At 70.4% G+C, this 17,198-nt stretch carries 16 protein-coding genes; 5 read left to right on the forward strand and 11 right to left on the reverse strand.

Translation table 11 applies throughout. The annotated features are described in order from the left end of the window. Positions 1–79: 79 nt before the first annotated feature. From ALI22I_RS25375 to ALI22I_RS25405, 7 genes are all read right to left on the reverse strand, one after another. Positions 80–1,432, reverse strand: a complete 1,353-nt coding sequence (locus ALI22I_RS25375; protein WP_077008053.1) for an MFS transporter — start codon at positions 1,430–1,432, stop codon at positions 80–82. A gap of 99 nt (positions 1,433–1,531) precedes the next feature. Next, positions 1,532–2,974, reverse strand: a complete 1,443-nt coding sequence (locus tag ALI22I_RS25380) for an FAD-dependent oxidoreductase (protein WP_077008054.1) — start codon at positions 2,972–2,974, stop codon at positions 1,532–1,534. Beyond that, positions 2,971–4,944, reverse strand: a complete 1,974-nt coding sequence (locus tag ALI22I_RS25385; RefSeq protein WP_077008055.1) for a molybdopterin oxidoreductase family protein — start codon at positions 4,942–4,944, stop codon at positions 2,971–2,973. The genes ALI22I_RS25380 and ALI22I_RS25385 overlap by 4 nt, the downstream gene beginning before the upstream one ends. Before the next feature lie 152 nt (positions 4,945–5,096). Further along, on the reverse strand, positions 5,097–5,894 hold the full coding sequence (locus ALI22I_RS25390) for a TIGR02569 family protein (protein ID WP_077008293.1): 798 nt from the start codon (positions 5,892–5,894) through the stop codon (positions 5,097–5,099). A gap of 379 nt (positions 5,895–6,273) precedes the next feature. Next, positions 6,274–7,446 (reverse strand): adenylyltransferase/sulfurtransferase MoeZ, encoded by a 1,173-nt coding sequence (gene moeZ / locus ALI22I_RS25395; protein ID WP_077008056.1) that lies wholly within the window; start codon positions 7,444–7,446, stop codon positions 6,274–6,276. Positions 7,447–7,561: 115 nt separating this feature from the next. After that, the gene (locus ALI22I_RS25400; RefSeq protein WP_077008057.1) at positions 7,562–8,593 is read right to left on the reverse strand and encodes a DUF3152 domain-containing protein; all 1,032 of its coding nucleotides are present in this window, start codon (positions 8,591–8,593) and stop codon (positions 7,562–7,564) included. Between the two features lie 81 nt (positions 8,594–8,674). Continuing rightward, positions 8,675–9,658 (reverse strand): alpha/beta fold hydrolase, encoded by a 984-nt coding sequence (locus ALI22I_RS25405; protein ID WP_077008294.1) that lies wholly within the window; start codon positions 9,656–9,658, stop codon positions 8,675–8,677. Positions 9,659–9,795: 137 nt separating this feature from the next. On the opposite strand from ALI22I_RS25405, the gene ALI22I_RS25410 reads away from it, so the two are divergent. Further along, positions 9,796–10,443 carry a TetR/AcrR family transcriptional regulator gene (locus ALI22I_RS25410; protein ID WP_077008058.1) on the forward strand — a complete coding sequence of 216 codons (648 nt, stop codon included), beginning with the start codon at positions 9,796–9,798 and terminating at the stop codon, positions 10,441–10,443. 67 nt (positions 10,444–10,510) lie between these two features. Further along, on the forward strand, positions 10,511–10,654 hold the full coding sequence (locus ALI22I_RS51175; protein ID WP_179118359.1) for a hypothetical protein: 144 nt from the start codon (positions 10,511–10,513) through the stop codon (positions 10,652–10,654). Positions 10,655–10,831: 177 nt separating this feature from the next. Here the strand turns inward: ALI22I_RS51175 and ALI22I_RS25420 are convergent, their stop codons facing one another. Both ALI22I_RS25420 and ALI22I_RS25425 read right to left on the reverse strand, forming a co-directional pair. After that, the gene (locus ALI22I_RS25420) at positions 10,832–11,767 is read right to left on the reverse strand and encodes an alpha/beta fold hydrolase (RefSeq protein WP_077008060.1); all 936 of its coding nucleotides are present in this window, start codon (positions 11,765–11,767) and stop codon (positions 10,832–10,834) included. Beyond that, a complete protein-coding gene (locus ALI22I_RS25425; RefSeq protein ID WP_077008061.1) occupies positions 11,764–12,663 on the reverse strand; it encodes an AurF N-oxygenase family protein in 900 nt (299 codons plus the stop codon). Before ALI22I_RS25425 ends, ALI22I_RS25420 begins: the two co-directional genes overlap by 4 nt. A 63-nt stretch (positions 12,664–12,726) precedes the next feature. Here ALI22I_RS25425 and ALI22I_RS25430 point away from each other — a divergent pair, with 63 nt between their 5' ends. After that, a complete protein-coding gene (locus ALI22I_RS25430; RefSeq protein WP_077008062.1) occupies positions 12,727–13,446 on the forward strand; it encodes a TetR/AcrR family transcriptional regulator in 720 nt (239 codons plus the stop codon). Then, the gene (locus ALI22I_RS25435; RefSeq protein WP_077008063.1) at positions 13,446–13,748 is read left to right on the forward strand and encodes a DUF4873 domain-containing protein; all 303 of its coding nucleotides are present in this window, start codon (positions 13,446–13,448) and stop codon (positions 13,746–13,748) included. The genes ALI22I_RS25430 and ALI22I_RS25435 overlap by 1 nt, the downstream gene beginning before the upstream one ends. A 72-nt stretch (positions 13,749–13,820) precedes the next feature. Here the strand turns inward: ALI22I_RS25435 and ALI22I_RS25440 are convergent, their stop codons facing one another. Both ALI22I_RS25440 and ALI22I_RS25445 read right to left on the reverse strand, forming a co-directional pair. Then, positions 13,821–14,051, reverse strand: a complete 231-nt coding sequence (locus ALI22I_RS25440) for a DUF3107 domain-containing protein (RefSeq protein WP_077008064.1) — start codon at positions 14,049–14,051, stop codon at positions 13,821–13,823. 40 nt (positions 14,052–14,091) lie between these two features. Continuing rightward, a complete protein-coding gene (locus ALI22I_RS25445) occupies positions 14,092–14,790 on the reverse strand; it encodes a ferritin-like fold-containing protein (protein WP_179118360.1) in 699 nt (232 codons plus the stop codon). Between the two features lie 258 nt (positions 14,791–15,048). On the opposite strand from ALI22I_RS25445, the gene ALI22I_RS25450 reads away from it, so the two are divergent. Then, complete coding sequence (locus tag ALI22I_RS25450) at positions 15,049–16,809, forward strand: DEAD/DEAH box helicase (RefSeq protein ID WP_083752024.1); 1,761 nt, start codon at positions 15,049–15,051, stop codon at positions 16,807–16,809. The last annotated feature ends 389 nt before the right edge of the window (positions 16,810–17,198 follow it).

Consider the following 17,198-nt stretch of genomic DNA (forward strand, 5'->3'; position numbering starts at 1 on the left):
ACACCGTGTCGTGCACAGGTCGCGAATGTTTCGCAGGCGTTAAAGCAGCCTCACGCCGCACTTCAGAGCGTTGTGTGCGTCACACACCGGCATACGCGAGGCTCGGCACCCGCGCGAACACCCGGCGGCGCATGTAGAACCACCACGTCGTGGCCACGCACAGGCCGTAGAAAACGAGGAACGCGGTCAGCGCCGGCGCCAGCGTCTTGCTGCCCTCCAGCGAGAACTTGAACACCAGGTTCACCAGCACGCCGCCGAACGCCCCGATCGCACCCGCGATGCCGACCACCGCGGCGGCCTGCCGCTTGGCCGACTTCAGGTCGTCACTCTGGGTGGCGAAGATCGCCGGGATCATCCGGTAGGTGGAGCCGTTGCCGATGCCGGCCAGCACGAACAGCCCGATGAACGAGCCGAAGAACAGCGGGAAGCTGCGGATGTCGATGCTGACCAGCAGGCCGCTCGTGCCGATCCCGAGGCCGACGAACGTCATCAGGGTGATCCGCGCGCCGCCGAACCGGTCCGAGAGCCACCCGCCGAACGGCCTGCTCACCGAGCCGATGAGGGCGCCGAGGAAGGCCAGCCCGACGAAGCTCTTGTAGTCCACGAAGCTCAGCTTGATCAGCGACGGGAACGCGAACGAGAACCCGATGAACGAGCCGAACGTGCCGATGTAGAGGAACGACATCACCCACGTGTGCTTGTTCGACATCGCCTTCTTGTAGGACGTGCCGTCCGGCTTGGCCTGAGTGAGGCTGTCCATGAAGAACCACGCGCACGCGGTGGCGACCACGATGAACGGCATCCAGAACAGCGCCGCGTAGGCCAGGTTCACGCCGGTGCCGAGGGCGATCACGATCGGCACGACCAGCTGCACCATCGCCACGCCGAGGTTGCCGCCCGCCGCGTTGAGGCCGAGCGCCAGGCCCTTCTTGCCCTCCGGGTAGAAGAACGAGATGTTCGCCATGGAGGACGAGAAGTTGCCGCCGCCGAAGCCCATCGCGGCCGACGTGAGCAGGAAGAACCAGTACGGCGTGGTGGGGTTGGTCACCGCGACGACCAGCATCACGCAGGGGATCAGCAGCAGGCCCGCGCTGATCGTGGTCCACGCCCGACCACCGAACTTCGGCACCGCGAACGTGTAGGGGATGCGCAGCACCGCGCCGACCAGGTTCGGCACGATCAGCAGCCAGAACGTCTGACCGACGGTGAAGCTGAAGCCCACCGAGCCGAGGCTGACGACCACGATGCTCATCAGGCTCCACACGGTGAAGCCCAGGTTCTCCGCGAGGATCGAGAAGATCAGGTTCTTGCGAGCCACCTTCTTGCCGGTGCTCTCCCAGAACTGGGGGTCTTCCGGCTCCCAGTGGTCGATCCACCGGCCGCCGCGCTTCGCCTGCGGTGCAGGGCTTGCAGTGTCCACCATCGTGCTCATCGGACCTCCTGGACCACGTTTCCGTTGCGCAGACCGTAAGAACGGCGGGTTACCTGGATGGGTGCGAGGACGTGTCGCCGACGGCAACTCCCCCGCACATCACACCGACTGGGGTTGTGAGGCCGCGAGCCAGTCGACGATGCCGCACACGGCGTCCTTGCAACCGCCACAGCCCGTGCTCGCGCGAGTGACCTCCGCGATCGCCGAGATCGTGGTCGCGCCCCCGCGCCAGGCGCTGACCAGCTGTCCCTTGCTGACGGTGTTGCACCGGCAGACCACCGCGGACGCGGGCAGGTCGGCCGGACTGGCCTCGTTCTCGGCCGGCAGCGCGCGCCCCAGCAGCAGCGCGAGCCGGTCGGTGGGTGCGGGCAGGCCGCGGTCGAACAGCTGGGTGATGGCCGCGGCGGCGTCCGGCGCACCCAGCACGATCGCGCCGGTGACCTTGTCGTCGCGCAGCACGAGCTTGGCGTACCGGCCGCGCGCCGGGTCCTGGAAGCACAGCACCTCGTCGTCCACCGAGTCGACGCCGACGTGCACGTCGCCCAACGCGGCCAGGTCGACGTCACGCGCCTTGAGCCTGGTCACGACGGTGGTGCCGGCGTAACGGGCGGCGGGCGCCGCGCCGGTGAGCCGGTCGGCGAGCACGGCGGCCTGCTCCCACGCGGGCTGGACCAGGCCGGACACCGTGCCGACGTGCTGGGCGCAGTCGCCGATGGCGTGCACCCTGGGGTCGCTGGTGCGCAGCGCGTCGTCGACCAGGATGCCCCGGTCGATCTCGATGCCCGCCTGCTCGGCCAGCCCGGTCTCCGCGCGCACGCCCGCCGAGACGACGACGAAGTCCGCGGGCACGTGCGTGCCGTCGTTGAGCTCCAGGCCCTCGCCGGGCGTGTACTTGGTGGCCAGCACGCCGAGCCGGAACTCGATGCCGAGCCCCCGCAACGTCGTGGCCAGCACGCGACCCGCGCCCGCGTCGAGCTGCCGTTCCATCAGGTGCTTGACCGGGTGCACCACGGTGACCAGGCAGCCCCTGCCGGCCAGACCGCGGGCGGCCTCCAGGCCGAGCAGCCCGCCGCCGATCACCGCGACCGGCGTGCCCGGTGACGCCTTCTCCACGATCTGGGCGCAGTCGTCCAGCGAGCGGAACGCCACCACGCCGGGCGCCAGGCCACCGTTGCCGTTGAGCAGGCCGTCGGTCGGCGGCACCCACGACCGCGAGCCGGTGGCCAGCACCAACGCGTCGTAGGGCACCTCGGTGTCGTCCACGTGCACGACCCGGCGGGTCCGGTCGATCTTGGTGACGGTGCCGCCCAGCCGCAGGTCGATGTGGTGCTTGGCGGCCCAGTCCGTGCCGTGCAGGCGCACGGCGTCGGGCGTCAGCGACCCCGCCACCACGCTGGACAGCAGCACCCGGTTGTACGCGGGGTGCGACTCGTCGCCCAGCACGGTCACCGAGACCCGTTCCGCCTTGGGGTCGCGGCGGCGGATCTCGTCGGCCAGCCGCGCGCCGGCCATGCCGTAGCCCACGATGACAACGTTCCTCATACGGACTCCAATCGGACCGCGCACACCTTGAACTCGGGCATCCGGCTGGTCGGGTCCAGCACCGGGTTGGTCAGCAGGTTGGCCCGGCCCTCACCCGCGTAGTGGAAGGGCAGGAACACCACGTCGATCCGCATCGACGGCACGCAGCGCACCCGCGCCACGGTCCGTCCGCGCCGGGACACCACGGCGGCCAACTGGCCGTTGCCGAGACCCGCCCTGATGGCGGTGTCCGGGTGTACCTCTACATACGCCTCCGGCTCGGCCCGGTTCAGCTCGCTCACGAGCCGGGTCTGCGCGCCGGACTGGTAGTGCTGGAGCACCCGGCCGGTGGTGGCCTGCAACGGGTAGTCGGCGTCCGGCATCTCCGCCGGTCCCCGGTGCTCGACCGGGATGAACCTGGCCCGACCGTCGGGGTGGGCGAAGCGGTCCAGGAAGTTGCGCGGCGTGCTCTCCTGGATCACCGGCCAGTGCAGCGCCTCGCCTTGGCGCAAGCGCTCGTAGGTGACGCCGGAGTAGTCGGCCGCGCCGCCCTTGGACGCCCGGCGCAGCTCCTCGAACACCACCTCGGGCTCGGTCGGGAACCGCTCGGCGGGCTGGCCGAGGCGGGTGGCCAGGCCACGCAGCACGTCGAGGTCGCTGCGCACGCCCTCGGGCGGGGCCACCGCCACCTGGCGCAGCAGGATGCGGCCTTCGAGGTTGGTCATCGTGCCGCTCTCCTCCGCCCACTGCGTGATCGGCAGCACGACGTCGGCGACCGCGGCCGTCTCCGACAGCACCAGGTCGGCCACGACCAGCAGGTCCAGCGACTTCAGCCGGTCGGCGACGTGCTGGGAGCGCGGCGCGGAGACGATGACGTTGCTGCCGAACACCAGCAGCGCCTTCGGGCCGTTGGGTTGGCCGAGGGCGTCTAGGAGCTCGTAGGCGGACCGGCCAGGACCGGGCAGGTCGTCCACGCCCCAGATGTTCATGATGTGCTCGCGGGCCGCCGGGTCGTCGATCTTGCGGTAGCCGGGGAGCTGGTCGGCCTTCTGGCCGTGCTCGCGCCCGCCCTGGCCGTTGCCCTGACCGGTGAGGCAGCCGTAGCCGGAGCCCTTCGTGCCGGGCAGGCCCAGCGCCAGCGCCAGGTTGATCCACGCCGACACGGTGTCCGCGCCGCTGGCGTGCTGCTCGGTGCCGCGGCCGGTGAGGATGTAGGCCTTGCCCGCCTCGGCCAGGATGCGCACGGCGGCCCGCTGGTCGGCGACCGGGACACCGGTGACCCGCTCCACCCGTTCCGGCCACCACGTCGCGGCGATGCGCCACGCGTCGTCGAAGCCGGTGGTGCGCTCGTCCAGGTACTCCTTGTCCAGGTAGCCGTCGGCGACGGCGGTGTGCAGCAGGCCCAGCGCCAGCGCCAGGTCCGTGCCGGGCGCCGGTTGCAGGTGCAGCGTGGCCAGTTCGGCGGTGGGCGTGCGGCGGGGGTCGATGACGATCAGTTCGGCGTTCTTCAGGTGCTGCACGAACGGCGGCATGGTCTCCGCCGGGTTGCCGCCGACCAGCAGGATCGCGCCCGCGCCGTCCAGGTCGGTGACCGGGAACGGCATGCCGCGGTCCAGCCCGAACGCCTTCATGCCCGCCGCCGCGGCGCTGGACATGCAGAACCGGCCGTTGTAGTCGATCTGCGAGGTGCCCAGCGCGACCCGGGCGAACTTGCCCAGCAGGTACGACTTCTCGTTGGTCAGCCCTCCGCCGCCGAACACGCCGACCGAGTCGGGGCCGTGGGTCTCGCGCAGGTCGCGGAGCTTGTCGGCGATCAGGTCGAGGGCCTCGTCCCAGGTGGCCGGACGCAGCTCACCGTCCCGGCGGACCAGGGGCGTGGTCAGCCGGTGGGGCGAGGTCAGCAGCTCTGCCGACGTCCAGCCCTTCTGGCACAGGCCACCGCGGTTGGTCGGGAACTCCCGCGGCGACACCCTGCCGTTGTCGATCGACATGGCGCACTGGAGCGCGCAGTACGGACAGTGTGTGTCGATTCTGGGGGAGTCGGTCACGTGTCCGACGGTAAGAAGGGTCTGTTAACGACAGAACGTGGAATGTTTCATCCAGGGGAACTTGACTGCTCAGCACGCCTGCACTGAGGGTGAGGTCACACCAGTTCGACGACCTTGGCGGCCGTTCGCTCCAGTCCGACGAGAGATTGTCGGCTCGAACGGGGGTGCAGGGCGTGGACCGCCAGCCGGAACAACGTCGCCCGCAGGAGGATCTGCGGCCACTCGTCCAGGTGCGCCCAGCGCTGCAGGATGCCGTGATCCGCGCCACCCCAGGCGAGCGCGTCGACCGCGACGACCGCCGCGCCGTACGTGCCGGGACGCCAGTAGGCGACGAAGTCGATGATGGCGGGGGCGGCGTCACCCGCGAACAGCACGTTGCCGAACAGGTCGCCGTGCACGACTTGCGGCTTGAGCGCGACCGGCTTGCGGTAGCCCGCGCACAGCTCGAACAGCCGACCGCCCAGCTCGGGGTCGAGATCGACCTTCTCCTCGTCCCACGCGGCGCGGTCGGCGGTGGCGAACAGGTCGGTGCGGGCGTCCAGGAACCGGGGCTTGGTCAGCTCGGCGGTCGCCCGGTGCAGCTTCACGGCGACGTCCACGACCTCGTCGTGACGGGGCTCGGCCCGACCGGACAGGTACTTGGTGGCCGCCCAGCCGCCGACCACGTACCGGCCGTCGGTGGACCGCAAGGGTCTGGCGACACGCAGGTTGTCCACGTCCAGGGTGTCGAGGGTCTTGGCGACCCACGTGGCCTCGGCCGGCTTGCCCGCCGGCCGGATGGCCGCGTCACCGCACCGCCACACCGGACCGCCGTCGATCAACTCCGGCTCGGCGTCCCGCGCGCCGAAAGCGGCGCGCACGTGCGACGGTGGCGGCTCCGGAGATGGGGTCACGGCCGGCACGCTACCTGCACTCGGCGCGGTGTTGGTGGACCTCGGACCCCGAACATGTGGTGTCCGCACGTTCGACCTGACCGCAAAACGGCGGTCTCAGCATGAAGTCCAGGTCACAGTGTTGAATTGCGCCGCCTCCGGCGTCGCGGGCGAGGTCGCCTGGAAGTCGGTCGTTCGTGCCTGATTTCCCACGATCGAAGAGCGTGACCGTCTGAAATCAGGCACGAACGACCGACGCGACCTCGCGGTTGTCCACAGGGGGCGTCCGCGACCTCGTAGTTGTCCACAGGCGGGCGTCAGACCATCGCGGACTGTCAGCCCCGCCTGGCAGGATCAAGACCAGGGGATCCCCTGGCGGGGACCCCTGCGAAGCGTCGGTTCAGTAGGTCGGCAGCGAGGGGTCCACCTCGCGGGCCCAGGCGAGCACGCCGCCACCCACGTGCACGGCGTCCTTGAACCCGGCCCGGTGCAGTGCGGCCAGTGCCTCGGCCGAACGGGCGCCGGACTTGCAGTGCAGCACGAGCGGCTTGTCCTGCGGGAGCTCCGCGAACGCCTCGCCCGACAGGATGCGGTCCTTCGGGATGAGCACCGAGCCCGGGATCTTCACGATCTCGTACTCGTGCGGCTCGCGGACGTCCACCAGCAGGAAGTCGTCGCCGGCGTCCTGCTTCTGCTTCAGCTCCAGCGGCGTGATCGTGTTGCCCGCGGCGGCCTGCTGCGCGTCGTCGGACACCACGCCGCAGAACGCCTCGTAGTCGATCAGCTCGGTGATCTTGATGCTCTCCGGGTCCTTGCGGATCTTGATGGTCCGGTAGGACATCTCCAGGGCGTCGTAGACCATGAGCCGGCCGAGCAGCGGGTCGCCGATGCCGGTCAGCAGCTTGATCGCCTCGGTCACCATGATCGAGCCGATCGACGCGCACAGCACGCCCAGCACGCCACCCTCGGCGCACGACGGCACCATGCCGGGCGGCGGCGGCTCGGGGTAGAGGTCGCGGTAGTTCAGGCCCTGGCCGTCCGGCGCGTCCTCCCAGAACACGCTGACCTGGCCCTCGAACCGGAAGATCGAGCCCCACACGTACGGCTTGCCCAGCAGCACGGCGGCGTCGTTGACCAGGTACCGGGTGGCGAAGTTGTCCGTGCCGTCCAGGATCAGGTCGTAGTCCCGGAAGATGTCGAGCGCGTTCTCCGAGTTCAGGTGCGTCTGGTGCAGCACCACCTTCACGAACGGGTTGATCTCGGCCACCGAATCACGCGCCGACTCGGCCTTGGGCTTGCCGATGTCGGACTGGCCGTGGATGACCTGGCGCTGGAGGTTCGACTCGTCGACGATGTCGAAGTCGACCACGCCCAACGTGCCGACGCCCGCTGCGGCCAGGTAGAGCAGGGCCGGGCTGCCCAGACCGCCCGCCCCGACGACCAGGACCTTCGCGTTCTTCAGCCGCTTCTGCCCGTCGACCCCGACATCCGGGATGATCAGGTGGCGGCTGTAGCGCGCGACTTCTTCCTTGGTCAGCTCCGCTGCGGGCTCCACGAGCGGCGGAAGCGCCATCTGAGTCCTCCTCGACGAAACATGTCCTGTACCGACGGACAACACCAGCCTGCCCGTACGTCTTCCCCGATGGGAAGTCGTCCCAAGGCGCGGGACGACCCTGCCGGGGCGTGTCCTACTGGGGCGCGACCGGGAACGGGTTCGGCTTGCACACCTTGCCGTCGGCGGTCACGGCGTTGCGGTCGCCGCCTGGGACCGAGTTGAGCTGCGCGACGTAGTCGTTGGCCACGCCGAACGACTGCTGCATCATCACCGGGGCGAAGCCGCCGTCGACCGCGCAGCCCACGTGGCCGTTCTTGAGGGCGTGCCCCACCTCGTGGTTGATGGCGTAGGTGCGATAGCCGCTGATGTCGTTGCCGTAAACCTTCGCACCGCGCACCCAGCGGGCCGCGTTGATGATCACCCGACCGCTCGTCGGGTGCCAGCACGACGCCTCGAACTGGATCGAGAACCCGCACATCGCGTGGGCGGTGTTCGTCGTGGTGAGGGCGATGGTGAAGTCGACGTCGCCGCCCTCGACCCGCTGCATGGCGGCCGTGCCGGTGCCGATCCAGCTGCGCGGGTCGGCCAGGATGCCGTCGACCGTCCGGGCGAACGCCGCGGGGTCGCCGTTGTAGTCGGCCGGCTCGACGCCGTCCTCGATGGCGATCTCGTACTTGTACAGCTTGCCGGTGCCCGCCTGCGGAGTGCTGCCGGGGATCACCGCCCACGTGCCCACGCCCTGCTCGGAGAACTTCGGCCCGTCCGGCAGCTGCGCGGTCGGGAAGTTCTTCAGGTCCACCTCGACCGGCGGCTTCTCGGTGGCGGCGGGCGGGCCGGTGGTGGTCGGCGGGGTCGTCACGCCGGTGCCCGTGTCGGCGGCGGTGTCCGTCTCGCCGGTGTTCGTCGGCGCGGCGGTGTCCAGCACGACCAGGGCGGTGAGCACGAGCAGCACGGGGATGGCGTAGATGCGCCAGCCGTAGCTCGCGATCAGGCCTTTCATGCCCTTGCGACGCTTGCGGCGCTTGCGGCCGGCCGGTTCCCAGGACGCGGCCAGCGGCTCCGCGCCGGTGCGGCGCGTGCCGCGGCGGTAGCGGTCCTCGGACAGCGACGGCCGGTCATCAGCGGACGGCGCCGTCTCACGCTCGCCCTGCGACGTCCGGTTCACGGCAACCAGGGTGCCACAACCCCACCCCTAGGGCGGAGCGCAGGTGACCTGCGCGTCATCGACGATCTGAACCGATCCAACTCACCACGCCTCCCGGTCCGCCGCCTCCCACATGCCCACCACGGCACGGGCCACCGACACCGGCCGTTCCATCTGCGCCACGTGCCCGGTCCGGGGCAGCACGAGCAGCCGCCCGCGCGGGATCAGCCGGGCCACCCTGGGCGCCTTGCGCACGCTGACCAGCCGGTCCTCGGTACCCCACACCACCAGCGTCGGCGCGGTGATCTTCGGCGCCAGCAGCCACATCGACTTCGACCGGGGCACCAGCCAGCTGCGGATCAGGTCGATCGTGCTGGCGCTCAGCGCGCTGCCCGCCCACGCCTGCGCGGACCTCTCGGTGTACTCCTGCTCGCTCTGCTCGATCCGGTTCGGCGGCACCGAGTGGGGGTTCGCGAAGCACAGCCGGAGCATCTGGTGAGTGCGCTCACGCGGCGTCACGGCGGCCAGCTGTTCCCGCACCCGCGGGCCGACGACCGGCAGGAACGCCAGCGGCAACCGTGGGTCCGACACCCGGCGCAGGCTCGGCCGCAGGTCCGGCACGGCGGGCGAGACCAGGGTCAGGGTGCGCACCAGGTCGGGGCGGGCCGCGGCGACCATCAACGTGATCGCGCCGCCCATCGAGTTGCCGAACAGGTGCACCGGGGCGGGACCGAGCGATTCGATGTACTCGATGACGACCCGCGCGTGGGTGGCCATCCGGAAGTCGTAGCCGTCGATCGGCTCGGACCGGCCGAACCCCGGCAGGTCCAGCGCGTGACCCTCGACGTGTTCGGAGAGCTGCGCGGCCAGGTCCGTCCAGTTCGTCGCCGAACCGCCCAGTCCGTGCACGTAAACGGCCGTGGAATCGGTCGGCCCGGGGGTGCGCCGGACGTGCACGCTGTGCCCGCCGACCTGGACGTAGTCACCAGGCCAAGGCTGGATCGTTGTGTCCAGCGCGGGCAGCGGCGCGGCGGACAGGGGCACGTGGGTGATGGCGGTTCTGCGCGCCTCCAGGACGTGGGTCACCACTCCAGGATGCCTGCTCGCGCGTCCTACGAAACGAGAAGCTTTCCCGGAACGCTGCTACCAGCGAGTAAGGTTGCCGACGAGCCGGAAGGGCAATCCCTTTCCGGTTCCGCGATTATTGGTTGGCTGGAGGCACCATGACGGAGACGGCCCAGACTGCGGTCGGGCACCACGGCGGCGCGGCGGGGCGGGGTGTACGACTCCCACGCACCGCTCGACGTGCCCAGTTGCTGGCCGCGGCGCAGGACGTGTTCGTGACCAACGGCTACCACGCCGCCGCGATGGACGAGATCGCCGAGCGCGCCGGCGTCAGCAAGCCGGTGCTCTACCAGCACTTCCCCGGCAAGCTCGAGCTGTACATGGCGCTGCTGGAGTCCCACGTGGACGAGCTGGTGAACCGCGTGCGCGGTGCGCTGGCGTCCACCACGGACAACAAGCAGCGGGTCAAGGCCGCGGTCGCCGCGTTCTACGACTTCGTGGACGGCGAGGGCCAGGCGTTCCGGATGGTGTTCGAGTCGGACCTGCGCGGCGAGCCCGCGGTGGCGCGTGCCGTCGAGCGGGCGACGACGGACAGCGTGGAGGCGATCACCGACACCATCACCGCCGACGCCGGCCTGGACGAGCACCGGGCCCGGTTGCTGGCGGTGGGTCTGGTGGGGTTGAGCCAGGTCACGGCACGCGCGTGGCTGGCGGACGACCGGAAGCTGGCGAAGGAAGACGCGATCGCCCTGATCTCGAACCTCGCCTGGCGGGGCATCGGCGGCGGCTTCCCGTTGCAGCACTGAGCACGACAGCGAGACAGCACTGAGCACGACAGCGAGTGGGGCCGTCCCGACGACGGCCCCACTCGTCGTGCTTCACCTCGTCGTGCTCCACCTCGTCGTGCTCCACCTCGTCGTGCTCCACCCCGTCGTGCTCCACCCCGTCGTGCTCCACCCCGTCGTGCTCCACCCCGTCGTGCTCCACCCCGTCGTGCTCCACCCCGTCGTGCCCTAACCCGTCATTCACCCCGTCGTTCACGACAGCGGTGTTCACCACAGCGCCCGGTTCACCACAACGCCCGGTTGTCCACAGCTGCGCCGGTTGTCCACAGGCCGGCCGCGATCGCGCGGGATTGTCGGTGTTTGCCGGCAGGATCAAAACAAGGGGTTCCCCTTGCCGGGGGACGCTTGGTCAACGACGGTCATGGGTGGCTGGCGATGGGTGGCCGGTCATGGGCGGCTGGCGATGAGCGGCTGCGGTGATGTGTGCTCTGACCTCGGTCGCTCTTTCCAGGGGCAGCATGTGACCGGCACCGAGGTGGATCACCAGCTCGGCGTGTGGCAGTTCGTCGGCTAGCACCCTCGCGTGGCGCAAAGGCGTGAGGCGGTCCTCCGCACCCGCCAGGACCACCGACGGGATGTCGGCGAACGCGGCCAGTGCCTTGCGCCGGTCGTGCTCGTTCAGCGAGTCGCGGAAGCCGACCATGCTCACCGGGTGGCACCGGCCGACCATGGCGGCCGTCATCGCGACGTGCCGCCACGACGGTCGCTTGCCGAACAGCAGCCACCGCAGGCCCGGCCGGGCGACTTCCGTTCGGCGCAGGAGCTCCGCCCGCCGAAACCGGGCGATCCGGCGGTTGACCACCTTCTCCCCCGCCATGAACGCCCGGCCGAACGCGGTGGGCAACCCGAGCGTCGAGTCGGCAAGTTCACCCGAAGAGGTGGCTACCAGGACCACGCCGGCGACGCGGTCGAGCAGCGAGAGGTGCTGCTCGGCCAACGCCATGATCGTCATCCCGCCCATGGAGTGCCCGACCAGCACGATCCGGCCGGTGGGCACCCGTGCCGCGATCAGCTCGGCCAGGTCGTCGGCGCACTGGGCGATGGTGGCCGTCCCGAGCGGCGCGGGCGCCGAGCCGCCGTGACCCCGGTGGTCGTACCGCAGCACCCGGCCCGGCAACTCCGCGGCCACCAGGTCCCACGACGTGTGGTCCAACGTCCAGCCGTGCAGCAGCACGGTCGTCAGCTCCGCGTCCCGCGGCCCGTCGTCCACGACGTGCAACGCGGTGCCGTCCGAGGTCACGAACCGCTGGTCGACCTCCCGGCTCACACCCGTCCGGGCGCTCATCCGAGCAGGAACGACCGACGCCACGCCCGCATCCCGGGCCTGCCGATCAGACCGACCTCGTCCAGGAACTTCATGATCCGCTCCCCCGACCAGCGGATGGTCTCCTGCCAGTGCGGGTTGGCCAGCGCGGCCTTGTGCGCCACGTCCTTGTCCAGCCCGACGGCCGCGTACACGTCCGGGTTGACGAGCGAGCGGGTGATGAACATGGACGTCGTCGCGATCAGCCACCGCTGGTAGGGCAGCTCTTTCTTGGTCAACTCCGCCATCCCCCGGACGACCTCCTCGCGCGCGAACCGCACGTGCCGGGCCTCTTCGAGCACGTGGATCCGGTTGACCATGCGCACCAGCGGCTGCACGGTCTCGTCGGCCATGGTCTCGCGCTGCAACCGGTCCAGGATCTCCTCGGCGACCAGGATCGACCCGTACAGCGCGGGGCCGTAGCCGATCACCGGGAGCAGTTTGCCCAGCTGGTAGGTGTACTGACTGGGGCCGTAGGGCGGGCAGCCGATCGTCTCCACCATCCGCGCGAACATCGTGGAGTGGCGGCACTCGTCGGCGACCTCGGTCAGCGCGTACTGCGCGTGCTTGGTCGTCGGGTCCGAGCGGTAGACCTCCTTGAGCAGCATCTGCATCAGCAGGATCTCGAACCACAGGCCGACACTCGCGACGCTGGCGACCTCGTGCCGTGACAGCTCGATGCGCTGCTCCGGGCTCATCCGGTCCCACAGTTCGGTGCCGTAGAGCGAGCACCGGTGCTCGGGGGTGTACCGCAGGCCGTCCACCAGCGGTGCGGACCAGTCGATGTCGACCTCGGGGTCGTAGAACTTGTCGGCCGAGGAGTTGAGCAGACGTTCGGCGGTCTTCTCGCGGTCCGCGACCTTCAAGATCCTCGTCATCGGGTCCCTCCCCGGAAGTATGTGATACTTGAAGTAACGGTTACTTCTGGTAGCGTGCGTCACATGGCTCGCACTGTCAAGGCCGGAACGGACGCGCGTCGCGAACGGTGGAAGGGGCACCGCGAGGCGCGGCGCGCCGAGTTCGTGGAGGCGACCATCCGTGCCGTCGCCAAGCACGGCCCGGACGTCGGCATGGACGAGATCGCCGCCGAGGCGGGCGTCAGCAAGCCGGTGCTCTACCGGCACTTCGCCGACAAGTCCGACCTCTACCTCGCGGTCGGTCAGCGCGGCACCGAGATGCTGATGGACCGGCTCGGACCCGCCCTCAGCCAGGACGGGCCCCTCCGAGCCCGGATCAAGCGGATCGTGGACGCGTACCTGTCGGTGATCGAGGAGCACCCCAACCTGTACCGGTTCGTGGTGCGCAAGTCGTTCACCGACCGGCCGGTCGAGCAGGACGTGGTCAACGAGGACAAGCAGCTGATCGCGGCGGCCCTGGCCCGGCTGCTCGGCGACTACCTGCGCGCGTTCGGGATGGACTCCGGCGGCGCCGAGCCGTGGGGGCACGCGCTGGTCGGCATGGTGCAGAACGCCGGTGACTGGTGGCTGGACCGGCAGTCCATGACGCGGGCGAGCCTGAGCGACTACCTGACCACGATCATCTGGCACGCCATCGACGGCCTGCTCCGCTCCGCGGGCGTGGAACTCGACCCGGACGCCCCGCTGACCGCGGATTTCGCCGAAGAACCCCGGTTGCGGCTGGTCAACATCGAGGAGGCGTGATGTCGGAGGAGCACGAGCACGGCGAAGAGGGGTACACCGGCGCGGCCGTGCTGGTGTTCGACGAGCGGGAGGTGCCGGTGAGCGTGCAGCTGCGCGGCTACTTCCAGCCCATCGACGGCCGCTACCACTGGTACGGCCGGGTCGGCGCGAACGAGCAGGTCACCGAGCTGGTGGAGGGCGGTGCGCGGACCGCGCTGCTGCGCACCCCCGACGGCACGGCGACCGGGTCGTTGACCGACCCCGACCCCTGGCGGCGATACCGGGTGGCGGGCATCTCGACCCCGCCGTTCACCGTCGGCTGACCAGGGGCGAAAAACGCGGAAGGGGCACCCGATCGGGTGCCCCTTCTGGCGTTCTGGCGAACTCGGCGGGGCTCAGTCGCCCGAGACGAAACCGACCCGGCGCTGGTCGCTCGGACCGATCTCCACGTACGCGATGCGCGCCGCGGGCACCACGTAACGGGCACCCTTCTGGTCGACCAGCACGAGCTGCCCGGTACCCGCCTTCAGAGCGTCCGCGACCTGCGCCTCGACCTCTTCGGGGGTGAGCCCGCTGGACACCACGAGTTCCCGCGGGCTGTCCGCGATCCCGACCCTGACCTCCACGCTGACCTCCGTGCGGCGTTGATGGCTTTCGAACCCAACCCTAGCCGAGCCCGAGCGCCGACATGCGCCTTGTGTGGCTCTGCTGGAGGCGGCGGAACAGCGCCGCGATGCCCGCCAGGTCGCCCGAGCCGCGGACGATCAGCTCGGCCAGCCCGTCCCGCTCCGCCACCACGTACTGGGCCTGCGTCAACGCCTCGCCGAGCAGCCGGCGGCCCCACAACGTGAGCCGGTCGCGCAATTTCGGATCGGTGCCGCAGGCGGCCTGGACTTCGCGTTCGGCGAACGCCGAGTGGCCCGTGTCGGCCAGCACCGCGAGCACCAACTCCTTCGTCGGCGCGTCCAGCCACTCGGCGACCTCGCGGTAGAAGTCGGCCGCCAGACCGTCGCCGACGTAGGCCTTGACCAACGACTCCAGCCACGACCGGGGCGCGGTCGAGGCGTGGAAGGCGTCGAAACCCGCGGCGAACGGCCGCATGGCCTTCTCCAGCGAGTGGCCGCGGTCGGCCAGGTACTGCTCCAGCAGCGTGAAGTGGCCGATCTCGGCCGCCGCCATCTGCGACAACGCGGCCCGCCCGGACAGCGTGGGCGCGGTGCGCGCGTCCTCGGCCATCCGGTCGAACGCCGACAGCTCGCCGTACGCGAGCGCGCCCAGCAGGTCCACGACCCCCTCGGCCACCTGGCCCTCTTCACCCACCGCAACCGCCTGACCGGCCGCTCGATCCACTCCCGGGTCGCTCATACCGGCGAGCCTAGTCGGGTGTCCTTCACAACACGTCAGGCACGCGAAACCGCACTTCACCTCGCGTTCCATCCCGATCGGCCTAGTCGGCGGGTAGACTCGACAGTCGACGCCCGGCGCGGCGCGGCCCAATGGGGGCTCGCAGCGGTGCCGAAGGCTGAACTGCGGCGGCACCGTGCCGTCAGGAGAGGGTGCGCGCACACACCTCGCTGGCCCTCCCGCGACCCCGCCCGGCCCCTTGCGGTGGCCCCAGTGGCGATGACGCGGTCGAGCGGCCCGTACAGGCCGTGGCGCGCTGGTACGAGAGAGGCGATCATCCTGACCGCGACAAACGAAGAGACCCATATCGACCCGGTGGCCTTGGAGCACAGCGAGGCGGGAGTGCCCGCGGAGGACACCTCCCACCCGCTCGTGGCCGACGCTCCGGTCAAGCCCGATTCACCGACGTTCGGCGAGCTGGGCGTGCGCGAGGAGATCGTGCGCGCGCTGGCCGAGGCGGGCATCCACCGGACGTTCGCCATCCAGGAGCTGACCCTGCCGCTAGCGCTGGCCGGCGACGACGTCATCGGTCAGGCCCGCACCGGCATGGGCAAGACCCTGGGCTTCGGCATCCCGCTGCTCCAGAACATCACCGTTCCGGGTGACGGCACGCCGCAGGCGCTGGTCGTCGTCCCGACGCGTGAGCTGTGCCTGCAGGTCACCCACGACCTGACCGACGCGTCCAAGCACCTCGGCGTGCGCGTGCTGGCCATCTACGGCGGCCGGCCGTACGAGCCGCAGATCGCGGCGCTCCGCAAGGGCGTCGACGTGATCGTCGGCACGCCGGGCCGGTTGCTGGACCTGGCCGAACAGCGCCACCTGGTGCTCGGCAAGGTGCGCAGCCTGGTGCTGGACGAGGCCGACGAGATGCTGGACCTGGGCTTCCTGCCCGACATCGAGCGGATTCTGCGCATGGTGCCCGACGAGCGGCAGACCATGCTGTTCTCGGCGACCATGCCCGGCCCGATCATCACGCTGGCGCGGACGTTCCTCAACCAGCCCACGCACGTGCGGGCCGAGGAGAACGACGCGGGCGCCATCCACGAGCGCACCGAGCAGTTCGTCTACCGGGCGCACGCGCTCGACAAGTCGGAGTTGCTGGCGCGCACGTTGCAGGCCCGTGAGCGCGGCCTGTCGATGGTCTTCACCCGCACCAAGCGCACCGCGCAGAAGGTCGCGGACGAGCTGGTCGAACGCGGTTTCGCCGCGGCGGCCGTGCACGGCGACCTCGGGCAGGGCGCGCGCGAGCAGGCGCTGCGGGCGTTCCGGTCGGGCAAGATCGACGTGCTGGTGGCCACCGACGTGGCGGCGCGAGGTATCGACGTCGAGGGCGTCACGCACGTGATCAACTACCAGTGCCCCGAGGACGAGAAGACCTACGTGCACCGCATCGGCCGCACGGGTCGCGCGGGGCGCACGGGTGTCGCGGTCACGCTGGTGGACTGGGACGAGATGCCGCGCTGGAAGATGATCAGCGACGCGCTCAACCTGGGCAAACCGGAGCCGGTGGAGACGTACTCGACGTCGGACCACCTGTTCGCGGAACTGGACATCCCGGCAGGTTCGACCGGCCGGCTGCCGATGGGCCTGCGCACACGCGCGGGCCTGGGCGCCGAGCCCGAGGAGAACCTCAAGGGCGAGAAGAAGACGCGCAAGCGTCGCCGCACCGGTCGTTCGGGCGACGCCGCACCGGCCCCGGAGACCAACTCCAACGCCGGCGGCAGCACCACCGGCTCCGGCTCCGGCGAGGAAGGCGGCACCCGCCCCCGCAAACGCCGCCGCAGCCGCGCCGGCGTGGCGTCGACCGAGAACGGCCAGACGACCGAGGCATCGGCCGAGGTCACCGCCGGTGCACCGACCACCGAGTCCGCGTCCTCCGGTGCCGCACCTTCGTCCGCCGAGGGCGACCGCCCACGCAGGCGCAGGCGTCGCCGTCCGACCGGTAACGGCGAGTCGGGCGAGTCCGCTCCGGCCGAGTAGGGAAGAATCGTGGTGGGCAGCGCGGATTCGAGCGCTGCCCGGCCCGACCAGGCCGGAGACGCACGATCGGGTGATCATGGCCCGAAAATGTACGGAAACACTGTTCTCGTACCTCGGTTAAACCGAGGCACCCCGAACCACCCCCGCACCCCGTGACCCACCCCGCCCGCCGGGATGACGTTCGGATCGCGGCAGGAGTTCGGCCCCCAGCGGGACCCAGGCTCGACGGGACGAGCTCGACGGACTTGACGGGACCTGGCCGGGCTTGGGATAGGCAGAGCTCGGCCACGGCGGGACATGGGCTCAGCACGACATGGGCTCAACGGGACTCGGGCCACCGGCCAGACCAGGCCCCGGCCCGACCCCGGCGCCAGCCCATCCGGTGCGGA

Source organism: Saccharothrix sp. ALI-22-I, assembly GCF_001984175.1.
In the GTDB taxonomy this organism is placed as follows: Bacteria; Actinomycetota; Actinomycetes; order Mycobacteriales; family Pseudonocardiaceae; genus Actinosynnema.